The 17,547-nt window shown below is 56.8% G+C and carries 15 protein-coding genes; 4 read left to right on the top strand and 11 right to left on the bottom strand.

The genetic code is table 11. The features are described from left to right. Positions 1 to 61: 61 nt before the first annotated feature. From rseP to rpsB, 8 genes are all read right to left on the bottom strand, one after another. The gene (gene rseP, locus RTM13_RS11900; protein WP_312212213.1) at positions 62 to 1,414 is read right to left on the bottom strand and encodes a sigma E protease regulator RseP; all 1,353 of its coding nucleotides are present in this window, start codon (positions 1,412 to 1,414) and stop codon (positions 62 to 64) included. 11 nt (positions 1,415 to 1,425) lie between these two features. Then, positions 1,426 to 2,283, bottom strand: coding sequence for a phosphatidate cytidylyltransferase (gene cdsA / locus RTM13_RS11895; RefSeq protein ID WP_312212212.1), 858 nt, complete (start codon positions 2,281 to 2,283; stop codon positions 1,426 to 1,428). Between the two features lie 12 nt (positions 2,284 to 2,295). Then, positions 2,296 to 3,054 carry a (2E,6E)-farnesyl-diphosphate-specific ditrans,polycis-undecaprenyl-diphosphate synthase gene (gene ispU, locus RTM13_RS11890; RefSeq protein WP_312212211.1) on the bottom strand — a complete coding sequence of 253 codons (759 nt, stop codon included), beginning with the start codon at positions 3,052 to 3,054 and terminating at the stop codon, positions 2,296 to 2,298. A 187-nt stretch (positions 3,055 to 3,241) separates the two neighbouring features. After that, on the bottom strand, positions 3,242 to 4,441 hold the full coding sequence (gene ispC / locus RTM13_RS11885) for a 1-deoxy-D-xylulose-5-phosphate reductoisomerase (RefSeq protein ID WP_312212210.1): 1,200 nt from the start codon (positions 4,439 to 4,441) through the stop codon (positions 3,242 to 3,244). 111 nt (positions 4,442 to 4,552) lie between these two features. After that, positions 4,553 to 5,110, bottom strand: coding sequence for a ribosome recycling factor (gene frr / locus RTM13_RS11880; RefSeq protein WP_312212209.1), 558 nt, complete (start codon positions 5,108 to 5,110; stop codon positions 4,553 to 4,555). Between the two features lie 162 nt (positions 5,111 to 5,272). Further along, complete coding sequence (gene pyrH, locus RTM13_RS11875; protein ID WP_042390616.1) at positions 5,273 to 5,998, bottom strand: UMP kinase; 726 nt, start codon at positions 5,996 to 5,998, stop codon at positions 5,273 to 5,275. A 119-nt stretch (positions 5,999 to 6,117) separates the two neighbouring features. Further along, on the bottom strand, positions 6,118 to 6,969 hold the full coding sequence (gene tsf, locus RTM13_RS11870) for a translation elongation factor Ts (RefSeq protein ID WP_312212208.1): 852 nt from the start codon (positions 6,967 to 6,969) through the stop codon (positions 6,118 to 6,120). A 137-nt stretch (positions 6,970 to 7,106) separates the two neighbouring features. Beyond that, positions 7,107 to 7,832: a 30S ribosomal protein S2 gene (rpsB, locus tag RTM13_RS11865; protein WP_312212207.1), complete on the bottom strand. Its 726-nt coding sequence runs from the start codon at positions 7,830 to 7,832 to the stop codon at positions 7,107 to 7,109. A 323-nt stretch (positions 7,833 to 8,155) separates the two neighbouring features. Between rpsB and map the strand changes: the two genes are divergently transcribed. From map to RTM13_RS11845, 4 genes are all read left to right on the top strand, one after another. After that, positions 8,156 to 8,950 carry a type I methionyl aminopeptidase gene (map, locus tag RTM13_RS11860; RefSeq protein WP_312212206.1) on the top strand — a complete coding sequence of 265 codons (795 nt, stop codon included), beginning with the start codon at positions 8,156 to 8,158 and terminating at the stop codon, positions 8,948 to 8,950. A 72-nt stretch (positions 8,951 to 9,022) separates the two neighbouring features. Further along, a complete protein-coding gene (glnD, locus tag RTM13_RS11855) occupies positions 9,023 to 11,695 on the top strand; it encodes a bifunctional uridylyltransferase/uridylyl-removing protein GlnD (protein WP_312212205.1) in 2,673 nt (890 codons plus the stop codon). 30 nt (positions 11,696 to 11,725) lie between these two features. After that, positions 11,726 to 12,550, top strand: coding sequence for a 2,3,4,5-tetrahydropyridine-2,6-dicarboxylate N-succinyltransferase (gene dapD / locus RTM13_RS11850; protein ID WP_042390607.1), 825 nt, complete (start codon positions 11,726 to 11,728; stop codon positions 12,548 to 12,550). A gap of 111 nt (positions 12,551 to 12,661) precedes the next feature. Beyond that, the gene (locus tag RTM13_RS11845; RefSeq protein WP_103820651.1) at positions 12,662 to 13,051 is read left to right on the top strand and encodes a DUF3461 family protein; all 390 of its coding nucleotides are present in this window, start codon (positions 12,662 to 12,664) and stop codon (positions 13,049 to 13,051) included. Positions 13,052 to 13,143: 92 nt separating this feature from the next. Here the strand turns inward: RTM13_RS11845 and cdaR are convergent, their stop codons facing one another. The 3 genes from cdaR to dgt form a co-directional block, all read right to left on the bottom strand. Beyond that, positions 13,144 to 14,301, bottom strand: coding sequence for a DNA-binding transcriptional regulator CdaR (cdaR, locus tag RTM13_RS11840; RefSeq protein ID WP_042390603.1), 1,158 nt, complete (start codon positions 14,299 to 14,301; stop codon positions 13,144 to 13,146). A gap of 156 nt (positions 14,302 to 14,457) precedes the next feature. Beyond that, a complete protein-coding gene (gene degP / locus RTM13_RS11835; protein ID WP_312212204.1) occupies positions 14,458 to 15,888 on the bottom strand; it encodes a serine endoprotease DegP in 1,431 nt (476 codons plus the stop codon). 137 nt (positions 15,889 to 16,025) lie between these two features. Further along, positions 16,026 to 17,540, bottom strand: coding sequence for a dGTPase (gene dgt, locus RTM13_RS11830; RefSeq protein WP_312212203.1), 1,515 nt, complete (start codon positions 17,538 to 17,540; stop codon positions 16,026 to 16,028). Between the last annotated feature and the right edge of the window lie 7 nt (positions 17,541 to 17,547).

Genomic DNA, 17,547 nt, shown 5'->3' with positions numbered 1-17,547 from the left:
AGCGACGCTATAAGCAACTTTTTCATCGCCATCGTTATTATGCGTTCTTCCTAACTAACTCTCATAACCGAGAGAAATCATTGAAAAGTGCAAGCCCCATTAACAGCACCAGCAGAATTGAGCCAATGCGATAACTAAAGTCTTGAACCCGCTCGGATACCGGCCCGCCTTTTAGCTTCTCTATCGCTAAAAACAGCAGGTGTCCCCCATCTAAAACCGGTAGAGGGAACAGGTTGATAATCCCCAGGTTCACGCTGATTAAGGCGAGAAACATCAGGTAGTAGATCAACCCAAACTCCGCTGACATCCCAGCCCCCTGGGCGATCGAGATCGGCCCGCTGAGGTTGTTCAGTTTGACGTCGCCGGTTATCAATTTCCCCAGCATACTGACCGTGAGCTTCATCAGCTGCCAAGTTTTACCCGTGGCTTCGACAACGGCATCAAACGGCCCATACTGGCGTACTGTCTTATACTCGTCCGGCAGCGGGATAACCTTTGGCACGACGCCCGCAAACCCTTCATCCTTGCCGCTACCCGGTTTTGTATCTGGTATCAGCGTTAAAGACAAGGGAGTTCCCTGCCTTTCTATCTCCAGCGCTAACGGCGTACCCGGATTATCACGAACCAGAGTAACAAACGTCATCCACTGCGTGATTTCCTGCCCATCGACTTTAACGATCCTGTCGCCAGCTTGCAAACCCGCTTTACTTGCTGCCGACCCGGACTGCACCTCTGCCAGCACCGATTCAATCTGTGCCCCGCGCGGTTGAATGCCCAGCGACGCCACCGGATCCTGCTTGTCCGGCTCAAACGCCCAGTTGCGCAGATCCAGCGTCTTCTGCTGGCGGCTGTCGCTGCCAAAAGGCGCTACGCTAACGGTGGTCTGCTCATCGCCAATTTTATCAACCAGCTGCAGACGCACGGCATCCCAGTCAGGCGTTTCGATACCGTCAACGGCTTTAAGTTCCATCCCCGGGGCAATTTGCGCGCTTGCCGCAATGGAGTTGGCCGTTATTTCACCAACAACCGGACGAACGCCAGGGACACCGATGATGAACACCAGCCAGTAGGCAAAGATAGCAAAGAGGAAGTTAGCCACGGGACCCGCGGCGATAACGGCGGCGCGCTGGCCGATGGTTTTGTTGTTAAACGCGGTGTGGCGCAGCTCGGGGATCACCGGCTCGACGCGCTCGTCGAGCATTTTGACATAGCCGCCGAGTGGGATTAAGGCGATAACAAACTCGGTGCCCTGCTTGTCGGTGCGACGCCAGAGCGCTTTGCCAAAACCAATGGAAAAGCGCTCAACCCGGACGCCGCAGCGGCGAGCAACCCAGAAATGGCCAAATTCGTGCACGGTAATCAGCACGCCTAGCGCAACAATAAACGCTGCCAGATTCCAGAGAATGCTCAGCATAAATCCATCCGTTAAATCGTCCCAAAGACCAACAGCAGCAGGCAGGCAAACACCGGAACTGCCGCCGTCAGGCTGTCGATGCGATCGAGAATACCGCCATGTCCTGGAATAAGGTGACCGCTATCTTTGATACCGGCTTCACGCTTAAACATACTTTCGGTTAAATCGCCCAGCACCGAGGCCAGCGCCGCAACAATGGAGCAGATCAGCAGCGTGGAGAGCGCAACGTCAAGATTCGCCCAGACGCTATAGCCCCAGGAGATCACCGCCGCCGTAAACAGGCCGCCGATAAAGCCCTGCCAGGTTTTCCCCGGCGACACCTTCGGGGCCAGCTTATGCTTGCCAAACAGCTTGCCGAACATGTACGCGCCGGAATCCGCGCCCCAGACGAGGATCATGACGTAGAGCAGCCACAGCGCGCCGCTGTAGTGGTTGTCCTCATAGTGCCAGGCGCGTAGCGCCAGCATGCCCCAGAAAAAGGGAACGATGGTCAGGATACCAAATAGCAGGCGCAGCGCCTTTGAGTGCCGCCACAGCGCCGCCGAGGCGGGATAGAACAGCACCAGCAGCAGCGCGGCAATCCACCAGCCCAGCGAGGCCCACAGCGAGCCCTCAACCAGCGGCTGATGAACGTTGTGATGATACTCCGGGATCGTAAACAGCATCACCGCCAGCAGCAGGCCGCAGAGCACGGCCAGCCATACTCGCTGCGTGCGTGAAGTAAAGCCGCTAAGCTGGCCCCACTCCCAGGCGGCCAGCATACAGACCGCGAGCGTGACCAGAGCAAACCCCACCGGGGGGAGTAAAAATAGCGCCGCAATGACGACGGGTATTAATACAAAAGCAGAAATCAGGCGATACTTCAGCAAAAGCTACCCCCATCAGGCTTTGTCGCCACCAGGCTCGGTGCCGCCGAAACGACGCTCTCGATTGGCAAAGGCATGCAGCGCACCTTCAAAGTCTTGTTCATCGAAATCAGGCCAAAGAACATCCGTGAAGTAAAGTTCAGCATAGGCAATTTGCCACAGCAAAAAGTTACTGATGCGGTGCTCCCCCCCTGTCCTTATCACTAAATCCACTGGAGCCAGTTCATGCATGCAGATTTGCTTACTCAGCGCCTCTTCATCAATTTGGTCCGGGCGTAACAGCCCTTCTTGTACCTGTACCGCTAACTGCTGTACTCCCTGAATAATATCCCAACGTCCGCCATAATTCGCGGCGATATTCAGCGTCAGCCCGCTATTTTGCGCGGTTAACGCCTCCGCTTTGCGAATGCGCTCCTGCAGACGTGAGTTAAAACGGCTGGTGTCACCGATGACGCGCAGGCGTACATTGTGACGGTGCAGGCTTTTTACTTCGCTATCCAGCGCCCACACAAACAGCTCCATCAGCGCAGTGACCTCCTGCGCCGGACGGTTCCAGTTCTCACTGCTAAAAGCATACAGCGTTAGCGCGTCGATGCCGTTGTTCGCAGCAAAGGAGACTGCGCGGCGGACGGACTTCGCTCCGGCTTTATGTCCAAAGGCTCGTATCTTCCCTTGTCTTTTTGCCCAGCGACCATTGCCATCCATAATTATCGCCACATGGCGGCAGCCATGCGCTGGCAAATTCTCGCTTAAAGGAAGGTTCATTGACAACATAACGCGTTTTAAGTCCCTGAAAAGGATTTAGCGGTACTCAGAAATACTGAAGCCTTTACGTAAAAAAAGCCGTGTCAAACCACGGCTTACCTGACCGCTCCGGCCCTGAGACCAGCGATCGGGTGGCGCAGACTATATCACTGAAGCCGAACGCTAACAAATATCACGGCCTTTCACGGCTGCAATATCACCGGCTTGCGAGATTCGTCACCTGTTTCTGTGCCGTCTCACGGGCCAGCGCGTCCACGGCCAGAACATCATCGATGCTCTGCGGTTCGCGCAGATCTATACGTTCTAGCACGGATAGATTAAGGGCAGCGATATCGGTAAAGCGAATGCGCGAATCCAGGAATGCGGCCACCGTCACCTCATTTGCGGCATTCAGCGCCGTTGTCGCCGCCTGTCCCTGTTCAAACGCCTCCATGGCCAGCTTCAGGCAGGGATAGCGCTCGTAATCCGGGGACGCAAAGCTCAACGTGCTGAGCGAGCAAAAATCGAGAGCCTTGACCCCGGATTTGACGCGATCCGGCCAGGCCATCGTATGGGCAATAGGCGTGCGCATATCCGGCTCACCCAGCTGCGCTAACACGCTGCCATCCTGGTAACGCACCATAGAGTGGATCACCGACTGCGGGTGGATCAGCACTTCCATCTGGCGGGCAGAGGCGTTAAACAGCCAGCGCGCTTCAATATATTCCAGACCTTTGTTCATCATGGTGGCGGAATCAACGGAGATTTTACGCCCCATTGACCAGTTCGGATGGCGGCAGGCCTGATCCGGCGTCATTGCAGCCAGTTCAGACAGCGGCGTCTCACGAAAGGGGCCACCAGACCCGGTAAGCAGAATGGATGCTACGCCATTTTGCTTGAGGTCAGCGTACCCCAGGTTACGCTGGAAGGGTTGCGGTAAACTCTGAAAAATAGCGTTATGCTCGCTATCTACCGGCAGAAGCTGCGCCCCACTCTCTTTCACCGCCTCCATAAACAGGCGGCCGCAGGTGACCAGTGACTCCTTATTGGCCAGCAGCACACGCTTCCCGGCGCGGATCGCCGCCAGGGTCGGCAGCAGCCCCGCTGCCCCGACGATAGCAGCCATCACCTGATCGACCTCGTCCAGCGCGGCCATATCACAGGCGGCCTGCTGGCCGCTCAGCACCTCGGTACGGCTGCCGTGCTCGGTCAATAGCGCTTTGAGTTCGCGGGCGCAGGCGGCGTCGTCCATCACCGCATAGCGCGGCGTGAACTCCAGGCACTGCTCCGCCATGCGGGCCACGTTTTTACCGGCAACCAGCGCCGTGACGGCAAAGCGATCGGGATTGTGGCGAACCACATCAAGGGTACTGCAACCAATAGAGCCGGTTGAGCCAAGGAGGGTGAGCTGCTTCATGAGAGAGAGGTGTCCAAAGGTGGCTGGAGAAGAGCAATATAGCAAAACGCCGCCAGCAAAAACCCGGTAGGGCTTCTCTGAACGGCGTTTTGTTTAATCACGTGCGCAGGATCAGAACTGCATCAGTTCCGCTTCTTTTTCCGCCAGCGCCGCATCCACTTTCTTGATGGCGGCGTCGGTCAGCTTCTGCACGTCATCCTGGGAACGACGATCTTCATCTTCGCTGATCGCTTTGTCTTTCAGCAGCGTTTTCACCTTGTCGTTGGCATCACGGCGTACGTTACGTACCGCCACGCGTGCGCCTTCAGCTTCACCACGCACCACTTTGATCAGGTCTTTACGACGCTCTTCAGTCAGCGGCGGCAGCGGAACGCGGATGTCAGTCCCGGCAGAGCTTGGGTTCAGACCGAGGTCGGACGCCATGATTGCCTTCTCAACCGCCGGGCTGAGGGAGCGATCGAACACGTTGATTTTCAGCGTGCGGGAGTCTTCAACGGTGACGTTAGCCAGCTGGCGCAGCGGCGTCGGGGTACCGTAGTACTCCACCACGATGCCGTCGAGCAGGCTTGGGGAAGCGCGGCCGGTGCGCACTTTGCTGATTTGGGTTTTGAATGCTTCAACGCACTTTTCCATGCGGACTTCGGCATCTTTTCTGATATCGTTAATCACGTTACGAATCCTTGAAAACTGGTCTCAGGCAGACCATACGCCAGCACGCCTAAAGGTGTGCTAAGTATAGCCCCGTTTAATCTCTGACACCGTAAAAGGTGTCTGGTAAGAACCGCTTTACTGTTAAGGCGGAATCTTACCTCTATTTATTGACGACGGAAATTACTCCGTGATCAAAGTGCCCTCTTTTTCGCCCATTACCACGCGGCGCAGTGCGCCCGGCTTGTTCATGTTGAACACACGAATCGGCAGCTTGTGGTCACGGGCCAGGGTAAAGGCCGCCAGATCCATTACCTTCAGCTCTTTATCCAGTACTTCGCTGTAGCTCAGCTGATCGTACATGGTCGCAGCCGGATCTTTTGCCGGATCGGCAGTAAACACGCCGTCTACCTTAGTCGCCTTCAGCACCACATCCGCTTCGATCTCGATCCCACGCAGGCAGGCCGCGGAGTCGGTGGTAAAGAACGGGTTACCGGTACCGGCGGAGAGGATCACCACCCGGTTGTTACGCAGCAGGCTGATGGCTTCAGCCCAGCTGTAGTTATCACAGACGCCATTCAGCGGAATAGCGGACATCAGGCGGGCGTTCACATAGGCGCGGTGGAGCGCATCACGCATTGCCAGGCCGTTCATGACCGTTGCCAGCATACCCATGTGGTCGCCCACTACGCGGTTCATCCCCGCTTTCGCCAGGCCTGCGCCACGGAAAAGGTTACCACCACCAATGACGACGCCTACCTGGATGCCTAACTCCACCAGCTCTTTGATCTCCTGAGCCATGCGGTCAAGGATGCTTGCGTCGATACCGAAGCCTTCGGTGCCCTGTAACGCTTCGCCGCTGAGCTTAAGCAGGATGCGTTTATAGACGGGTTTTGCATTGGTAGCCATGATTCTTTCCTGAGACGTTCAACGATTGAGAGGGGTTAATTCCGGATACAACTTATGTAGTATACAGCTTACGCTGGATACAAAAAGAAGCCGCCCTCAGGCGGCTTCTTTCAGACCACTTAAGACTGCTTGGACATGGCAGCAACTTCTGCTGCGAAGTCAGTCTCAACTTTCTCGATGCCTTCACCCACTTCGAAACGGATGAAGTTAGTTACGTCAGCGTTGTGCTCTTTCAGCAGCTGAGCAACAGTTTTGCTCGGGTCCATAACGAACGGCTGGCCGGTCAGAGAGACTTCGCCGGTGAATTTCTTCATGCGGCCTTCAACCATCTTCTCTGCGATCTCTTTCGGCTTACCGGACTGCATGGCGATGTCCAGCTGAACCTGGTACTCTTTCTCTACCACTTCAGCAGACACGTCTTCCGGCTTAACGAACTCAGGCTTGCTTGCAGCAACGTGCATTGCCAGCTGTTTCACCAGCTCTTCGTCAGCGCCGGTCGCAGCGATCAGAACGCCGATGCGCGCGCCGTGCAGGTAGGAGCCCAGCACGTCGCCTTCGAGGGTAGCAACGCGGCGAATGTTGATGTTCTCACCAATTTTCGCAACCAGCGCTACGCGCTCTTCTTCGAACTGTGCTTTCAGCACTTCAACGTCGGTAACTTTGCCAGCAGTTGCTGCATCCAGAACCTTGTTAGCGAACGCCTGGAAACCAGCGTCTTTAGCAACGAAGTCAGTCTGGCAGTTAACTTCCAGAATCACGCCGTAGTTGCCGTCGATCTTGGTGATGATCACGCCGTCAGCAGCCACGTTGCCTGCTTTTTTCGCCGCTTTGATCGCACCAGACTTACGCATGTTCTCGATTGCCAGCTCAATGTCGCCGTTCGCTTCGGTCAGCGCTTTTTTGCAATCCATCATGCCAGCGCCAGTACGCTCGCGCAGCTCTTTTACCAGGGATGCGGTAATTTCAGCCATTCTAAAATCCTCGGAAGATTTGACCTGCCTGGTCGTAAAACCAAACAGCCTTAAAAGTGAAAAAGGGGGCCATAAACAGGCCCCCTAACCAAACTCGGTACTACCTGCTCAATAAGGGGCTCAGAGAGCGTGCCTTATTATTCAGCTTCTACGAAGCTCTCTTCCGCCTGGGAAGCCAGATCCTGAGAACGGCCTTCACGAACGGTAGCAGCAACAGCGCTCAGGTACAGGCTAACTGCACGGATTGCGTCGTCGTTACCCGGGATAACGAAGTCAACGCCGTCCGGATCGGAGTTGGTATCAACGATAGCAAATACCGGGATACCCAGGTTGTTTGCTTCTTTGATTGCGATGTGCTCGTGGTCAGCGTCGATAACAAACAGTGCGTCCGGCAGGCCGCCCATGTCTTTGATACCGCCCAGGCTGTTTTCCAGCTTTTCCAGCTCACGGGTGCGCATCAGCGCTTCTTTCTTGGTCAGCTTGTCGAAGGTACCGTCCTGAGACTGAGTTTCCAGGTCTTTCAGACGTTTGATAGACTGACGAACGGTTTTCCAGTTGGTCAGCATACCGCCCAGCCAGCGATGGTTCACGAAGAACTGATCGCAGCTGTTAGCCGCTTCTTTCACCGCTTCGCTCGCAGCGCGCTTAGTACCAACAAACAGGATCTTACCTTTACGGGAAGAGATCTTGCTCAGCTCAGCCAGAGCTTCGTTGAACATTGGTACAGTTTTCTCAAGGTTGATGATGTGAACTTTGTTACGTGCACCGAAGATGAACGGCTTCATTTTCGGGTTCCAGTAACGGGTCTGGTGACCGAAGTGAACACCAGCCTTGAGCATGTCGCGCATGGAAACAGTTGCCATGATTAAAACCTCTATATAAAAGTTGGGGTTATGCCTCCACGTATCCCATATCACCGACCCCAAAGGGCACCCCGGAATATGTGTCGATACGTGTGTGTTATTACACAAAGTGAGATTTGTGGCTCACGCTCCACAAGGAACGGAAGTCCGGCGCGCTTTATACCATAAAAACGGCGCGGACTCCAATAGTTGTTGGCACAGCGTGCTGCCCGCAATTCTCAATTTGGCAGGTTATGTCCCGGACTGGTAACATTGACAGCACTTACACAATTATTGTCGATGACATTTATTGTCAATGACATCGACGCTGATGGACAGAATTCATGGCTATCCCAATCAAGACCCCGGAAGATATCGAAAAAATGCGCGTGGCGGGCCGCCTCGCCGCAGAAGTGCTGGAGATGATCGAAGCGCACATCAAACCGGGCGTAAGCACCGGCGAACTGGACCGCCTCTGCAACGACCACATCGTTAACGAGCAGCATGCGGTCTCAGCCAGCCTTGGCTATCACGGCTTCCCGAAATCCGTCTGCATCTCGATCAACGAGGTGGTATGCCACGGTATCCCGGACGACGAAAAACGTCTGAAAGATGGCGACATTGTTAACATCGACGTTACCGTGATCAAAGATGGCTTCCACGGCGATACCTCGAAAATGTTTATCGTTGGCAAGCCAACTATTCTGGGCGAGCGTCTCTGCCGTGTGACCCAGGAGAGCCTCTACCTGGCGCTGAAAATGGTGAAGCCGGGCATCCGCCTGCGCACCCTCGGCGCGGCGATCCAGAAGTTTGTCGAAGCGGAAGGCTTCTCCGTGGTGCGCGAGTACTGCGGGCACGGCATTGGCCGTGGCTTCCACGAAGAGCCGCAGGTGCTGCACTATGATGCAGATGACGGCGGCGTGGTGCTGCAGGCCGGTATGGCCTTCACCATTGAGCCAATGGTTAACGCAGGCGACTACCGCATCCGTACCATGAAAGATGGCTGGACGGTAAAAACCAAAGACCGGAGCTTGTCGGCGCAGTATGAGCATACTATTGTGGTGACAGACAACGGCTGCGAAATTATGACGCTGCGTAAGGATGACACCATCCCGGCGATACTCTCGCACAACGAATGATAAGAAGCCGGCGATTGCCGGCTTTTTTTATGGCGATAGCTTTTACTTATAACGGGGGCAGCGCAACGCGATATGAGCCACACTCTTTCAGAACAGTTTAGCCACACGGCGCCCTCTCTCCCCGGCCAGCCCGCTAACCCCTCCTCCTGGCCGCAGAGCAGCCTGAACTGCGCGGATATCAAGGCGCATATCGATACCTTCCAACAGTGGCTGGGCCATGTCTTTGACCAGGGCCTCTCCGCTGAACAGCTGATTGAGGCGCGCACCGAATTTATCGATCAGCTCCTGCAGCGCCTGTGGGTGGAGTATGGCTTCGCCGAGTACGGCGACGCGGCGTTGGTGGCGGTAGGCGGCTACGGTCGCGGCGAGCTGCATCCGCTCTCGGACGTTGACCTGCTGATCCTCAGCCGTAAAAAGCTCCCCGAGGAGCAGGCGCAGAAGATCGGCCAGCTGCTGACCCTGCTGTGGGACGTAAAGCTGGAGGTGGGCCACAGCGTGCGTACTCTGGAGGAGTGCCTGCTGGAGGGGCTGGCGGATCTCACCGTGGCCACCAACCTGATTGAGTCCCGCCTGCTGATTGGCGATGTCGCCCTTTTCCTTGAGCTACAGAAGCACATCTTTAGCGACGGGTTCTGGCCCTCAGAAACCTTCTTTGCCGCCAAGGTGGCCGAGCAGAACGAGCGTCACCAGCGCTACCACGGCACCAGCTATAACCTCGAGCCGGACATTAAGAGCAGCCCCGGCGGCCTGCGGGATATCCACACTCTCCAATGGGTGGCGCGCCGCCACTTCGGGGCCACCTCCCTGAGCGAGATGGTGGGCTTCGGCTTCTTAACCCAGGCAGAGCGTAACGAGCTTAACGAGTGTCAGCATCTGCTGTGGCGCATCCGCTTTGCCCTCCATCTGGAGATCAACCGCTACGACAACCGTCTGCTGTTTGACCGTCAGCTCAGCGTGGCCCAGCGGCTCAACTACATTGGCGAAGGCAACGAGCCGGTTGAGCAGATGATGAAGGACTTCTATCGCGTCACCCGCCGCGTCTCCGAGCTGAACCAGATGCTGCTCCAGCTCTTTGATGAGGCGATCCTTGCCCTGACTACTGACGAGAAGCCCCGCCCCATCGACGATGAGTTCCAGCTACGCGGGACGCTGATCGATCTGCGCGACGAGACGCTGTTTATCCGCGAGCCGCAGGCGATCCTGCGTATGTTCTACATGATGGTGCGCAACAGCAACATCACCGGGATCTACTCCACCACCCTGCGCCACTTGCGTCATGCCCGCCGCCACCTGACCCAGCCGCTATGCTACATCCCGGAGGCGCGGAGGCTGTTTCTCAGCATGCTGCGCCACCCCGGCGCGGTGAGCCGTGGCCTGCTGCCGATGCACCGGCACAGCGTGCTGTGGGCCTATATGCCCCAGTGGTCGCACATTGTCGGCCAGATGCAGTTTGACCTCTTCCACGCCTACACCGTGGATGAACACACCATTCGCGTCCTGCTGAAGCTGGAGAGTTTTGCCCTTGAGGAGACGCGGCAGAAGCATCCTCTCTGCGTCGATCTCTGGCCGCGCCTTACCCATCCCGAATTGATTTTGATTGCCGCCCTGTTCCACGATATCGCCAAGGGACGCGGAGGCGATCACTCGGTGCTCGGCGCGCAGGACGTACTGAAGTTTGCCGAGCTGCACGGTCTTAACTCGCGGGAGACGCAGCTGGTAACCTGGCTGGTGCGTCAGCATCTGCTGATGTCCGTTACCGCCCAGCGCCGCGATATTCAGGATCCGGAGGTGATCAAGCAGTTTGCCGAAGAGGTGCAGACCGAAAACCGCCTGCGTTTCCTGGTCTGCCTGACGGTGGCGGATATCTGCGCCACCAACGAAACCCTGTGGAACAGCTGGAAGCAGAGCCTGCTGCGCGAGCTCTACTTTGCCACTGAAAAACAGCTGCGTCGTGGGATGCAGAACACGCCGGATATGCGCGAGCGCGTGCGTCACCATCAGCTGCAGGCCCTGGCTCTGCTGCGGATGGACAACATCAATGAAGAGGCGCTGCACCACATCTGGGCGCGCTGCCGGGCAAACTACTTTGTCCGCCACAGCCCAAACCAGCTAGCCTGGCACGCACGGCATCTGCTGCGGCACGATCTCAGCCAGCCGATGATCCTGCTCAGCCCGCAGGCGACGCGCGGCGGGACGGAGATCTTTATCTGGAGCCCGGACCGCCCCTACCTCTTTGCTGCCGTCTGCGCCGAGCTGGACCGGCGTAACCTGAGCGTTCACGATGCGCAGATCTTTACCACCCGCGACGGCATGGCGATGGATACCTTTATTGTGCTGGAGCCGGACGGCAGCCCGCTCTCCCCGGATCGCCACGAGGCCATTCAGCAGGGGCTGATCCAGGGCATCACCCAGCGGAGCTGGCAGCCGCCGCAGCCGCGCCGCCAGCCGGCAAAATTGCGCCACTTTACCGTCGATACCGAGGTCAACTTCCTGCCGACCCACACCGACAGAAAGAGTTTTCTTGAGCTTATCGCTCTCGATCAGCCGGGCCTGCTCGCCCGCGTCGGCCAGGTGTTTGCCGACCTCGGGATCTCGCTTCACGGGGCGAGAATTTCGACAATTGGTGAGCGAGTAGAAGATTTATTTATAATCGCTACTGCGGACCGGCGTGGTCTTAATAATGTGCTGCAGAAGGAAGTGCAACAACGGTTGACAGAGGCCCTCAATCCAAACGATAAAGGGTAGTGTGTTTATTTATATGGAAAGAGTTTAACAATGCAGCAGTTACAGAACGTTATTGAGTCCGCTTTTGAGCGTCGCGCCGAGATCACCCCGGCGAATGTGGATACCGTGACCCGTGAAGCGGTAAACCAGGTGATTTCCCTGCTGGATTCCGGCGCGCTGCGCGTCGCAGAGAAGATCGACGGCCAGTGGGTGACTCATCAATGGCTGAAGAAAGCGGTGCTGCTCTCTTTCCGTATCAACGATAACCAGGTTATCGACGGAGCCGAGAGCCGCTACTTCGATAAGGTGCCGATGAAGTTTGCTAACTACGACGAAGCCCGCTTCCAGAAAGAGGGCTTCCGCGTGGTACCACCGGCAGCCGTGCGTCAGGGCGCGTTTATCGCCCGCAACACCGTGCTGATGCCCTCCTACGTTAACATCGGTGCCTACGTTGACGAAGGCACCATGGTCGATACCTGGGCCACCGTTGGCTCCTGTGCGCAGATCGGTAAAAACGTCCACCTCTCCGGCGGCGTGGGCATCGGCGGCGTTCTCGAACCGCTGCAGGCGAACCCAACCATCATTGAAGACAACTGCTTCATCGGCGCGCGCTCTGAAGTCGTTGAGGGCGTGATCGTTGAAGAGGGTTCGGTGATCTCCATGGGCGTCTACATCGGCCAGAGCACCCGTATCTACGATCGCGAAACAGGCGAAGTGCACTACGGTCGCGTACCGGCTGGCTCGGTGGTGGTCTCCGGCAACCTGCCGTCAAAAGATGGTAAGTACAGCCTCTACTGTGCGGTGATCGTGAAGAAGGTCGATGCAAAGACCCGCGGTAAAGTCGGCATCAACGAACTGTTGCGTACTATCGACTAATAAGCGATAACAAAAAGCGGGGGCTACCCCGCTTTTTTTATATTAGCAGGTAGCCAAAACAGAATTTTTCGTTAATTATTCATAGGTTATGTTAAGCTTAAGGGTACCGCTATGTACGATAATCTGAAAAGTTTAGGCATCACCAATCCGGATGAAATAGATCGCTATAGTCTTCGCCAGGAGGCCAATAACGATATTCTGAAAATCTATTTTCATAAGGACAAGGGCGAGTTTTTTGCCAAAAGCGTGAAGTTTAAGTACCCACGCCAGCGTAAAACCGTCGTCGCCGATGGCGTTGGTCAGGGCTATAAAGAGGTGCAGGAGATCAGCCCGAACCTGCGCTACGTGATCGACGAGCTGGATCAGATCTGCCAACGCGATCGCAGCGAGATCGACCTGAAACGTAAGATCCTCGATGACCTGCGCCACCTCGAGAGCGTGGTGACCAACAAGATCAACGAGATCGAATCCGACCTTGAGAAGTTAACGCGTAACAAGTAATAAATGATGTTTGCGCCCGGTGGCGGCGACGCCTTACCGGGCCTACGATTTTGTAGGCCGGGCAAACATCGTGCCGCCCGGCGTAATCCATGCTATCTCTGCTCGTCTAATTGCAACGCGACATAGAGCAGCAGCCTGTCGTCAAAATTCCCCAGATCCAGCCCGGTCAGCTCCGAAATACGGTTTAGACGGTACTCCAGCGTATTACGGTGAATAAAGAGCGCCTTTGAGGTCGCCAGCGGCTGCACGTTGTGGCGGAACCACGCCGCCAGCGTCCGTCTGAGCAGGCCGTTGTTATCCATCGCTTTCAGTCGTGTAAGCGGACGCGCCAGCTCGTTGGCCTGCCAGCCGCCGCGCAGGCTATCCAGCAGCACTGGCAGCATCAGATCCTGATAGAAGTAGCTGCGGCTCTCCGGCATACGCTGCTTGCCGACCATCATGGTGGTACGTGCCGTGCGGTAGGAGCGGGCAATGCTGCCCGGTCCGGTAAAGTAGTTGCCCAGCGCGACGCGAAAGCGTAGCTGGCCGTTCTCTTTCATGCGGGCGATCAGCTGCTCAACGCGCTTGCGGTGATCTTCGGCATCCCAGCGGCCAAACGGATTCAGGGCGGGTTTTAGTACCACCATCTCGGTCAGGGAGACGATGGCAATCAGATTGTTACGTTCCGGTGTCGTAAGGGCGTTCTGCAGCTGCTGTAGCTCAGCCATGGCGCTATCGACCCCCAGCTGGCCGCTGTCGACTTCCACCACCGCGACCACGCGCGGCTGGTTCAAATCAATCCCCAGACGTTGCGCCCACTCGGTCAGGGCGGGCGTATGCTCCTCGGCCTGGATCAGGTTCATCACCAGCTCCTCGCGCAGGCGGCTGTCCTGAGCCAGCAGATGCATCAGCCGGGACTGCTCCAGCATCATTTCAGCGGTCATGCACACCAGCTCGCCATATTTGCGCAGCGTCTCCGGCTCGCCGGTCAGGCCGATCACCCCAACAATCTCCCCCTCCAGACGCAGCGGCAGGTTGATCCCCTGGCGCACGCCGTGCAGGTGGCGGGCAACCGCGTCGTCGATATCCACCACGCGCCCCTGAGAGAGCACCAGCAGCGCCCCTTCGTGCAATTCCCCAATACGCTCACGATCGCCGCTGCCAATAATGCGTCCCCGCGCATCCATCACGTTGATGTTGGTATCGATAATGCGCATGGTACGCGCGACGATATCCTGCGCCATTTTGGTATCAAGATGCCAGCCAGCCATGTAATCCCTCCCCTGAGCAGATCACAAGAATAAGGGAGTTGCCAGCGCTCTGCATTGTGCAAAAGCACAAAGCACCATGCGGAAGTGTGGAGTTGTGGAAGGCTTCACAGATTCTGTGAAGAGACCCCTTCCCCGAGCGGAGAAGGGGTAATACGGTTACTGCATCAGCAGGTAGAGAGAGGTATCCCCACGCTGGATATTCAGCGCCAGCACCGACGGCTTGCTGTCGAGAATTTTACGCAGTTCGGCAATGTTCTTCACCGGCTGCTGGTTCGCGCCGATAATCACATCGCCTTTTTTCAGGCCGATACGCGCCGCCAGGCTGTTCGCCTTCACGTTGCTGACGGTAACGCCCTGGTTGTTACCCTTGTTGCTCATCTCCGCGCCTTCAATGCCGCTAAAGATGGTGCTGGAGTCAACCTGGTTCTGGCTGCTCTGCTGTAGCTCAAGGCTAACGGTAACCGGTTTGCCTTCGCGCAGCAGCCCCAGCGAAACCTTGCTGCCAATAGGCATTGAACCTACTTGTGCCCGTAGAGCGGCAAAGCTGCTGACTGGCTTCCCGTTCAGGGAGGTGATCACATCCCCGGCCTTGATGCCCGCTTTCGCAGCCGACGAGTTCGGCATCACCTGGCTAACAAAGGCTCCGCGCTGGGCGTCAACCTTCATCGCCTTCGCCAGCTCAGAGTTCAGCTCGGTACCGAGAATGCCCAGTTCGCCACGGCGCACCTGGCCATACTGCACCATCTGCGCGGTGAGGTTTTTCACCATATTGCTCGGGATGGCAAAGCCGATACCGATGTTGCCGCCGTCCGGGGCGAGGATCGCGGTGTTGATACCGATCAGCTCACCGTTGAGGTTCACCAGCGCGCCGCCGGAGTTACCGCGGTTGATCGCCGCATCGGTCTGGATAAAGTTCTCGTAGTTCTCGGCATTCAGGCCGCTGCGGCCCAGCGCCGAAACGATGCCTGAGGTGACCGTCTCACCGAGGCCAAACGGGTTACCGATCGCGACCGTGTAGTCACCCACGCGCAGGGCGTCAGAGTCCGCCAGCGCAATAGCGGTCAGGTTTTTTGGATCCTGGATCTGGATCAGCGCCAGATCGGAGCGCGGATCTTTGCCCACCACCTTGGCGTCGAACTTACGCCCGTCGCCCAGCTGGACTTTAATGGTGCTGGCATTATCAACCACGTGGTTGTTGGTCACCACATAGCCTTTCGCTGCATCAATAATCACGCCGGAGCCGAGCGCCATAAATTTCTGCTGCTGGCCGCCGTCATCAGCACCACCCTGTCCACCCTGGCAGAAGGGCGAGCTCTGGAACGGGGAGCCCTCCTGGCAGAACGGCGAGTTTTCACCAAAGAACTGCTGGAAGTTACGTCCCATGCGCGGGGTGTTTACCGTGGTGCTGCCTTCAACGTTAATGCTCACTACCGACGGCATCACCTTTTCCAGCATCGGAGCCAGGCTTGGCATCTGCTGTGACGGAGGTGTCGCTGAGGCGGTCTCGGCCGCCGATACCGACAGCGGGGACAGGGCCAAACCTAAACTCAGAGCCAGTGCACTCATTGCTAACGTGGTTTTTTTCATGTCGCTTAATCTCTATTTACTGATAACGCAAAACAGCGGTGTAAGTATCGATAAGAGTCAATTTATAGCGCGAAGTTCCGGCATAACGTGTTGTTAAAAGTAAAAATTTATTGATCGTCTTTACAATCGCTCAGATATTACTCAACGGCCATTAGCCGCCGGTACTCATCCCAGGCGTAGAGATCGGTCATCCCGCTGACATAGTCCTGAATCAGGCGACAGCGGTAATAATATTCCAGCACCGGAAAGTCTGCTTCGTCTCGCGCTAGTTTACCTACGGCTTCAACGTAGGCCAGACGATGGCGTTCAGAGAGCTTGTGGAACAGGCGGGTCTCAATCGGAAAACGCTTCATCCGCTCTTTTTCCACCAGCTCAGTAAAGTCCGCCAGCGTCATCTGCAGCAGCGGGCGATAAATATCCAGCAGCCCGCTGATTACGCGGTAGCCTTGCAGCTCCAGCTGTTCAACATCGGGATGACAAAAGACATTTTCAACCGCCACGCTCTTATACAATTCAAGCAGTTGGCTGTAGCTGCTCTCATCTTCCAGCAGAGCATGGTTGAACTCACCGGAGAAGATCTGCGGTAAATTATCGATAAAGCGCTGGGCAGCGTAAGGCACCAGCTTATTTAAGGTATTGACCCGCAGATACATAAAGAACTGATCTTCCGCGCTGCGGCTGAGGGAATTAGCGCGGGATTTGTCCCAGGCGTTCTCCACCACCTGGGAGAACAGCGACCCTTTCTCATGGGTACCCCAGGCGTTATAGAGATGCTGATAAAGCTGCTCGACGGTAAAGATGTTTTTCTCTACCGCATCCTCCAGATCGGCGACGCAGTAGGAGATATCGTCCGCCGCTTCCATCACCCACGTCAGCGGAAAACGGCTGTGGGTATCAAGGTCCAGCTCTTTACGCAGCCGCGCCACGTACTCCTCTTCGGAGAGGTAGTAGCCGGGCTTTTTCATCAAATAGCTGTGGCTTGCAGGCGGCTCGCCCCGCCACCAGGCCGGACGGGTATATTTCAGGATGCAGCCCACCTGCGCCCAGGTGAGGTTCATGCGCATCAGGGAGTGCACCAGACGGATCCCCTGAGCGTTGCCCTCAAAGTGGCAGAGATCCTGGCGCACCTTGCGTCGAAGCTCGTTGGCCTCCTCCTCGCCGTCGCGCAGGCGCAGGGAGACCACCTCGCAGCGATCGCTGGTCAGCGGCTGGCTGGCGGCATCCTGCGGGTGCAGGCGCTGGCGGAACCAGTCGTTGATTGCCGCCTCGCCAAAGTGGCCGAACGGCGGGTTGCCGATGTCGTGCATCAGGCAGGCCATCTCAACGATGCTCTCAAACGGCCCGGTCAGCTCGTCCAGCCCGTAACTCTCCAGCAGGCGCATCTCTTTCAGGCGGCTGAGGATCTCCCTGGCGATATAGCGCCCTACCTGCTGCACCTCCAGGGAGTGGGTCAGGCGGGTACGCACCGCCGCGTTGCGCTCCAGCGGAAAGACCTGGGTCTTCTGCTGCAGGCGGCGAATGGCGGCGGAGTTAACAATCCGCCCGCGATCGCTCTCGAAGATACGCAATATTTCGCGCTCGGTTTTCACGCCCTGGGGTGAACGGTAGCGGCGATGCCAGTTAATCTTATTGCGGAAATCGATCTGTGCCATATCCTCT

Origin of the sequence: Pseudescherichia sp. (genome assembly GCF_031979925.1) — a bacterium.
Lineage (GTDB): Bacteria > Pseudomonadota > Gammaproteobacteria > Enterobacterales > Enterobacteriaceae > Pseudescherichia.
This window is presented reverse-complemented; position numbering and strand designations above follow the sequence as displayed.

Coding starts and splice junctions, on each gene's coding strand:
- rseP (WP_312212213.1), bottom strand. CDS start 1,414: ATGCTGAGCATTCTCTGGAATCTGGCAGCGTTTATTGTTGCGCTAGGC.
- ispU (WP_312212211.1), bottom strand. CDS start 3,054: ATGTTGTCAATGAACCTTCCTTTAAGCGAGAATTTGCCAGCGCATGGC.
- ispC (WP_312212210.1), bottom strand. CDS start 4,441: ATGAAGCAGCTCACCCTCCTTGGCTCAACCGGCTCTATTGGTTGCAGT.
- pyrH (WP_042390616.1), bottom strand. CDS start 5,998: ATGGCTACCAATGCAAAACCCGTCTATAAACGCATCCTGCTTAAGCTC.
- tsf (WP_312212208.1), bottom strand. CDS start 6,969: ATGGCTGAAATTACCGCATCCCTGGTAAAAGAGCTGCGCGAGCGTACT.
- rpsB (WP_312212207.1), bottom strand. CDS start 7,832: ATGGCAACTGTTTCCATGCGCGACATGCTCAAGGCTGGTGTTCACTTC.
- map (WP_312212206.1), top strand. CDS start 8,156: ATGGCTATCCCAATCAAGACCCCGGAAGATATCGAAAAAATGCGCGTG.
- glnD (WP_312212205.1), top strand. CDS start 9,023: ATGAGCCACACTCTTTCAGAACAGTTTAGCCACACGGCGCCCTCTCTC.
- dapD (WP_042390607.1), top strand. CDS start 11,726: ATGCAGCAGTTACAGAACGTTATTGAGTCCGCTTTTGAGCGTCGCGCC.
- RTM13_RS11845 (WP_103820651.1), top strand. CDS start 12,662: ATGTACGATAATCTGAAAAGTTTAGGCATCACCAATCCGGATGAAATA.
- cdaR (WP_042390603.1), bottom strand. CDS start 14,301: ATGGCTGGCTGGCATCTTGATACCAAAATGGCGCAGGATATCGTCGCG.
- degP (WP_312212204.1), bottom strand. CDS start 15,888: ATGAAAAAAACCACGTTAGCAATGAGTGCACTGGCTCTGAGTTTAGGT.
- dgt (WP_312212203.1), bottom strand. CDS start 17,540: ATGGCACAGATCGATTTCCGCAATAAGATTAACTGGCATCGCCGCTAC.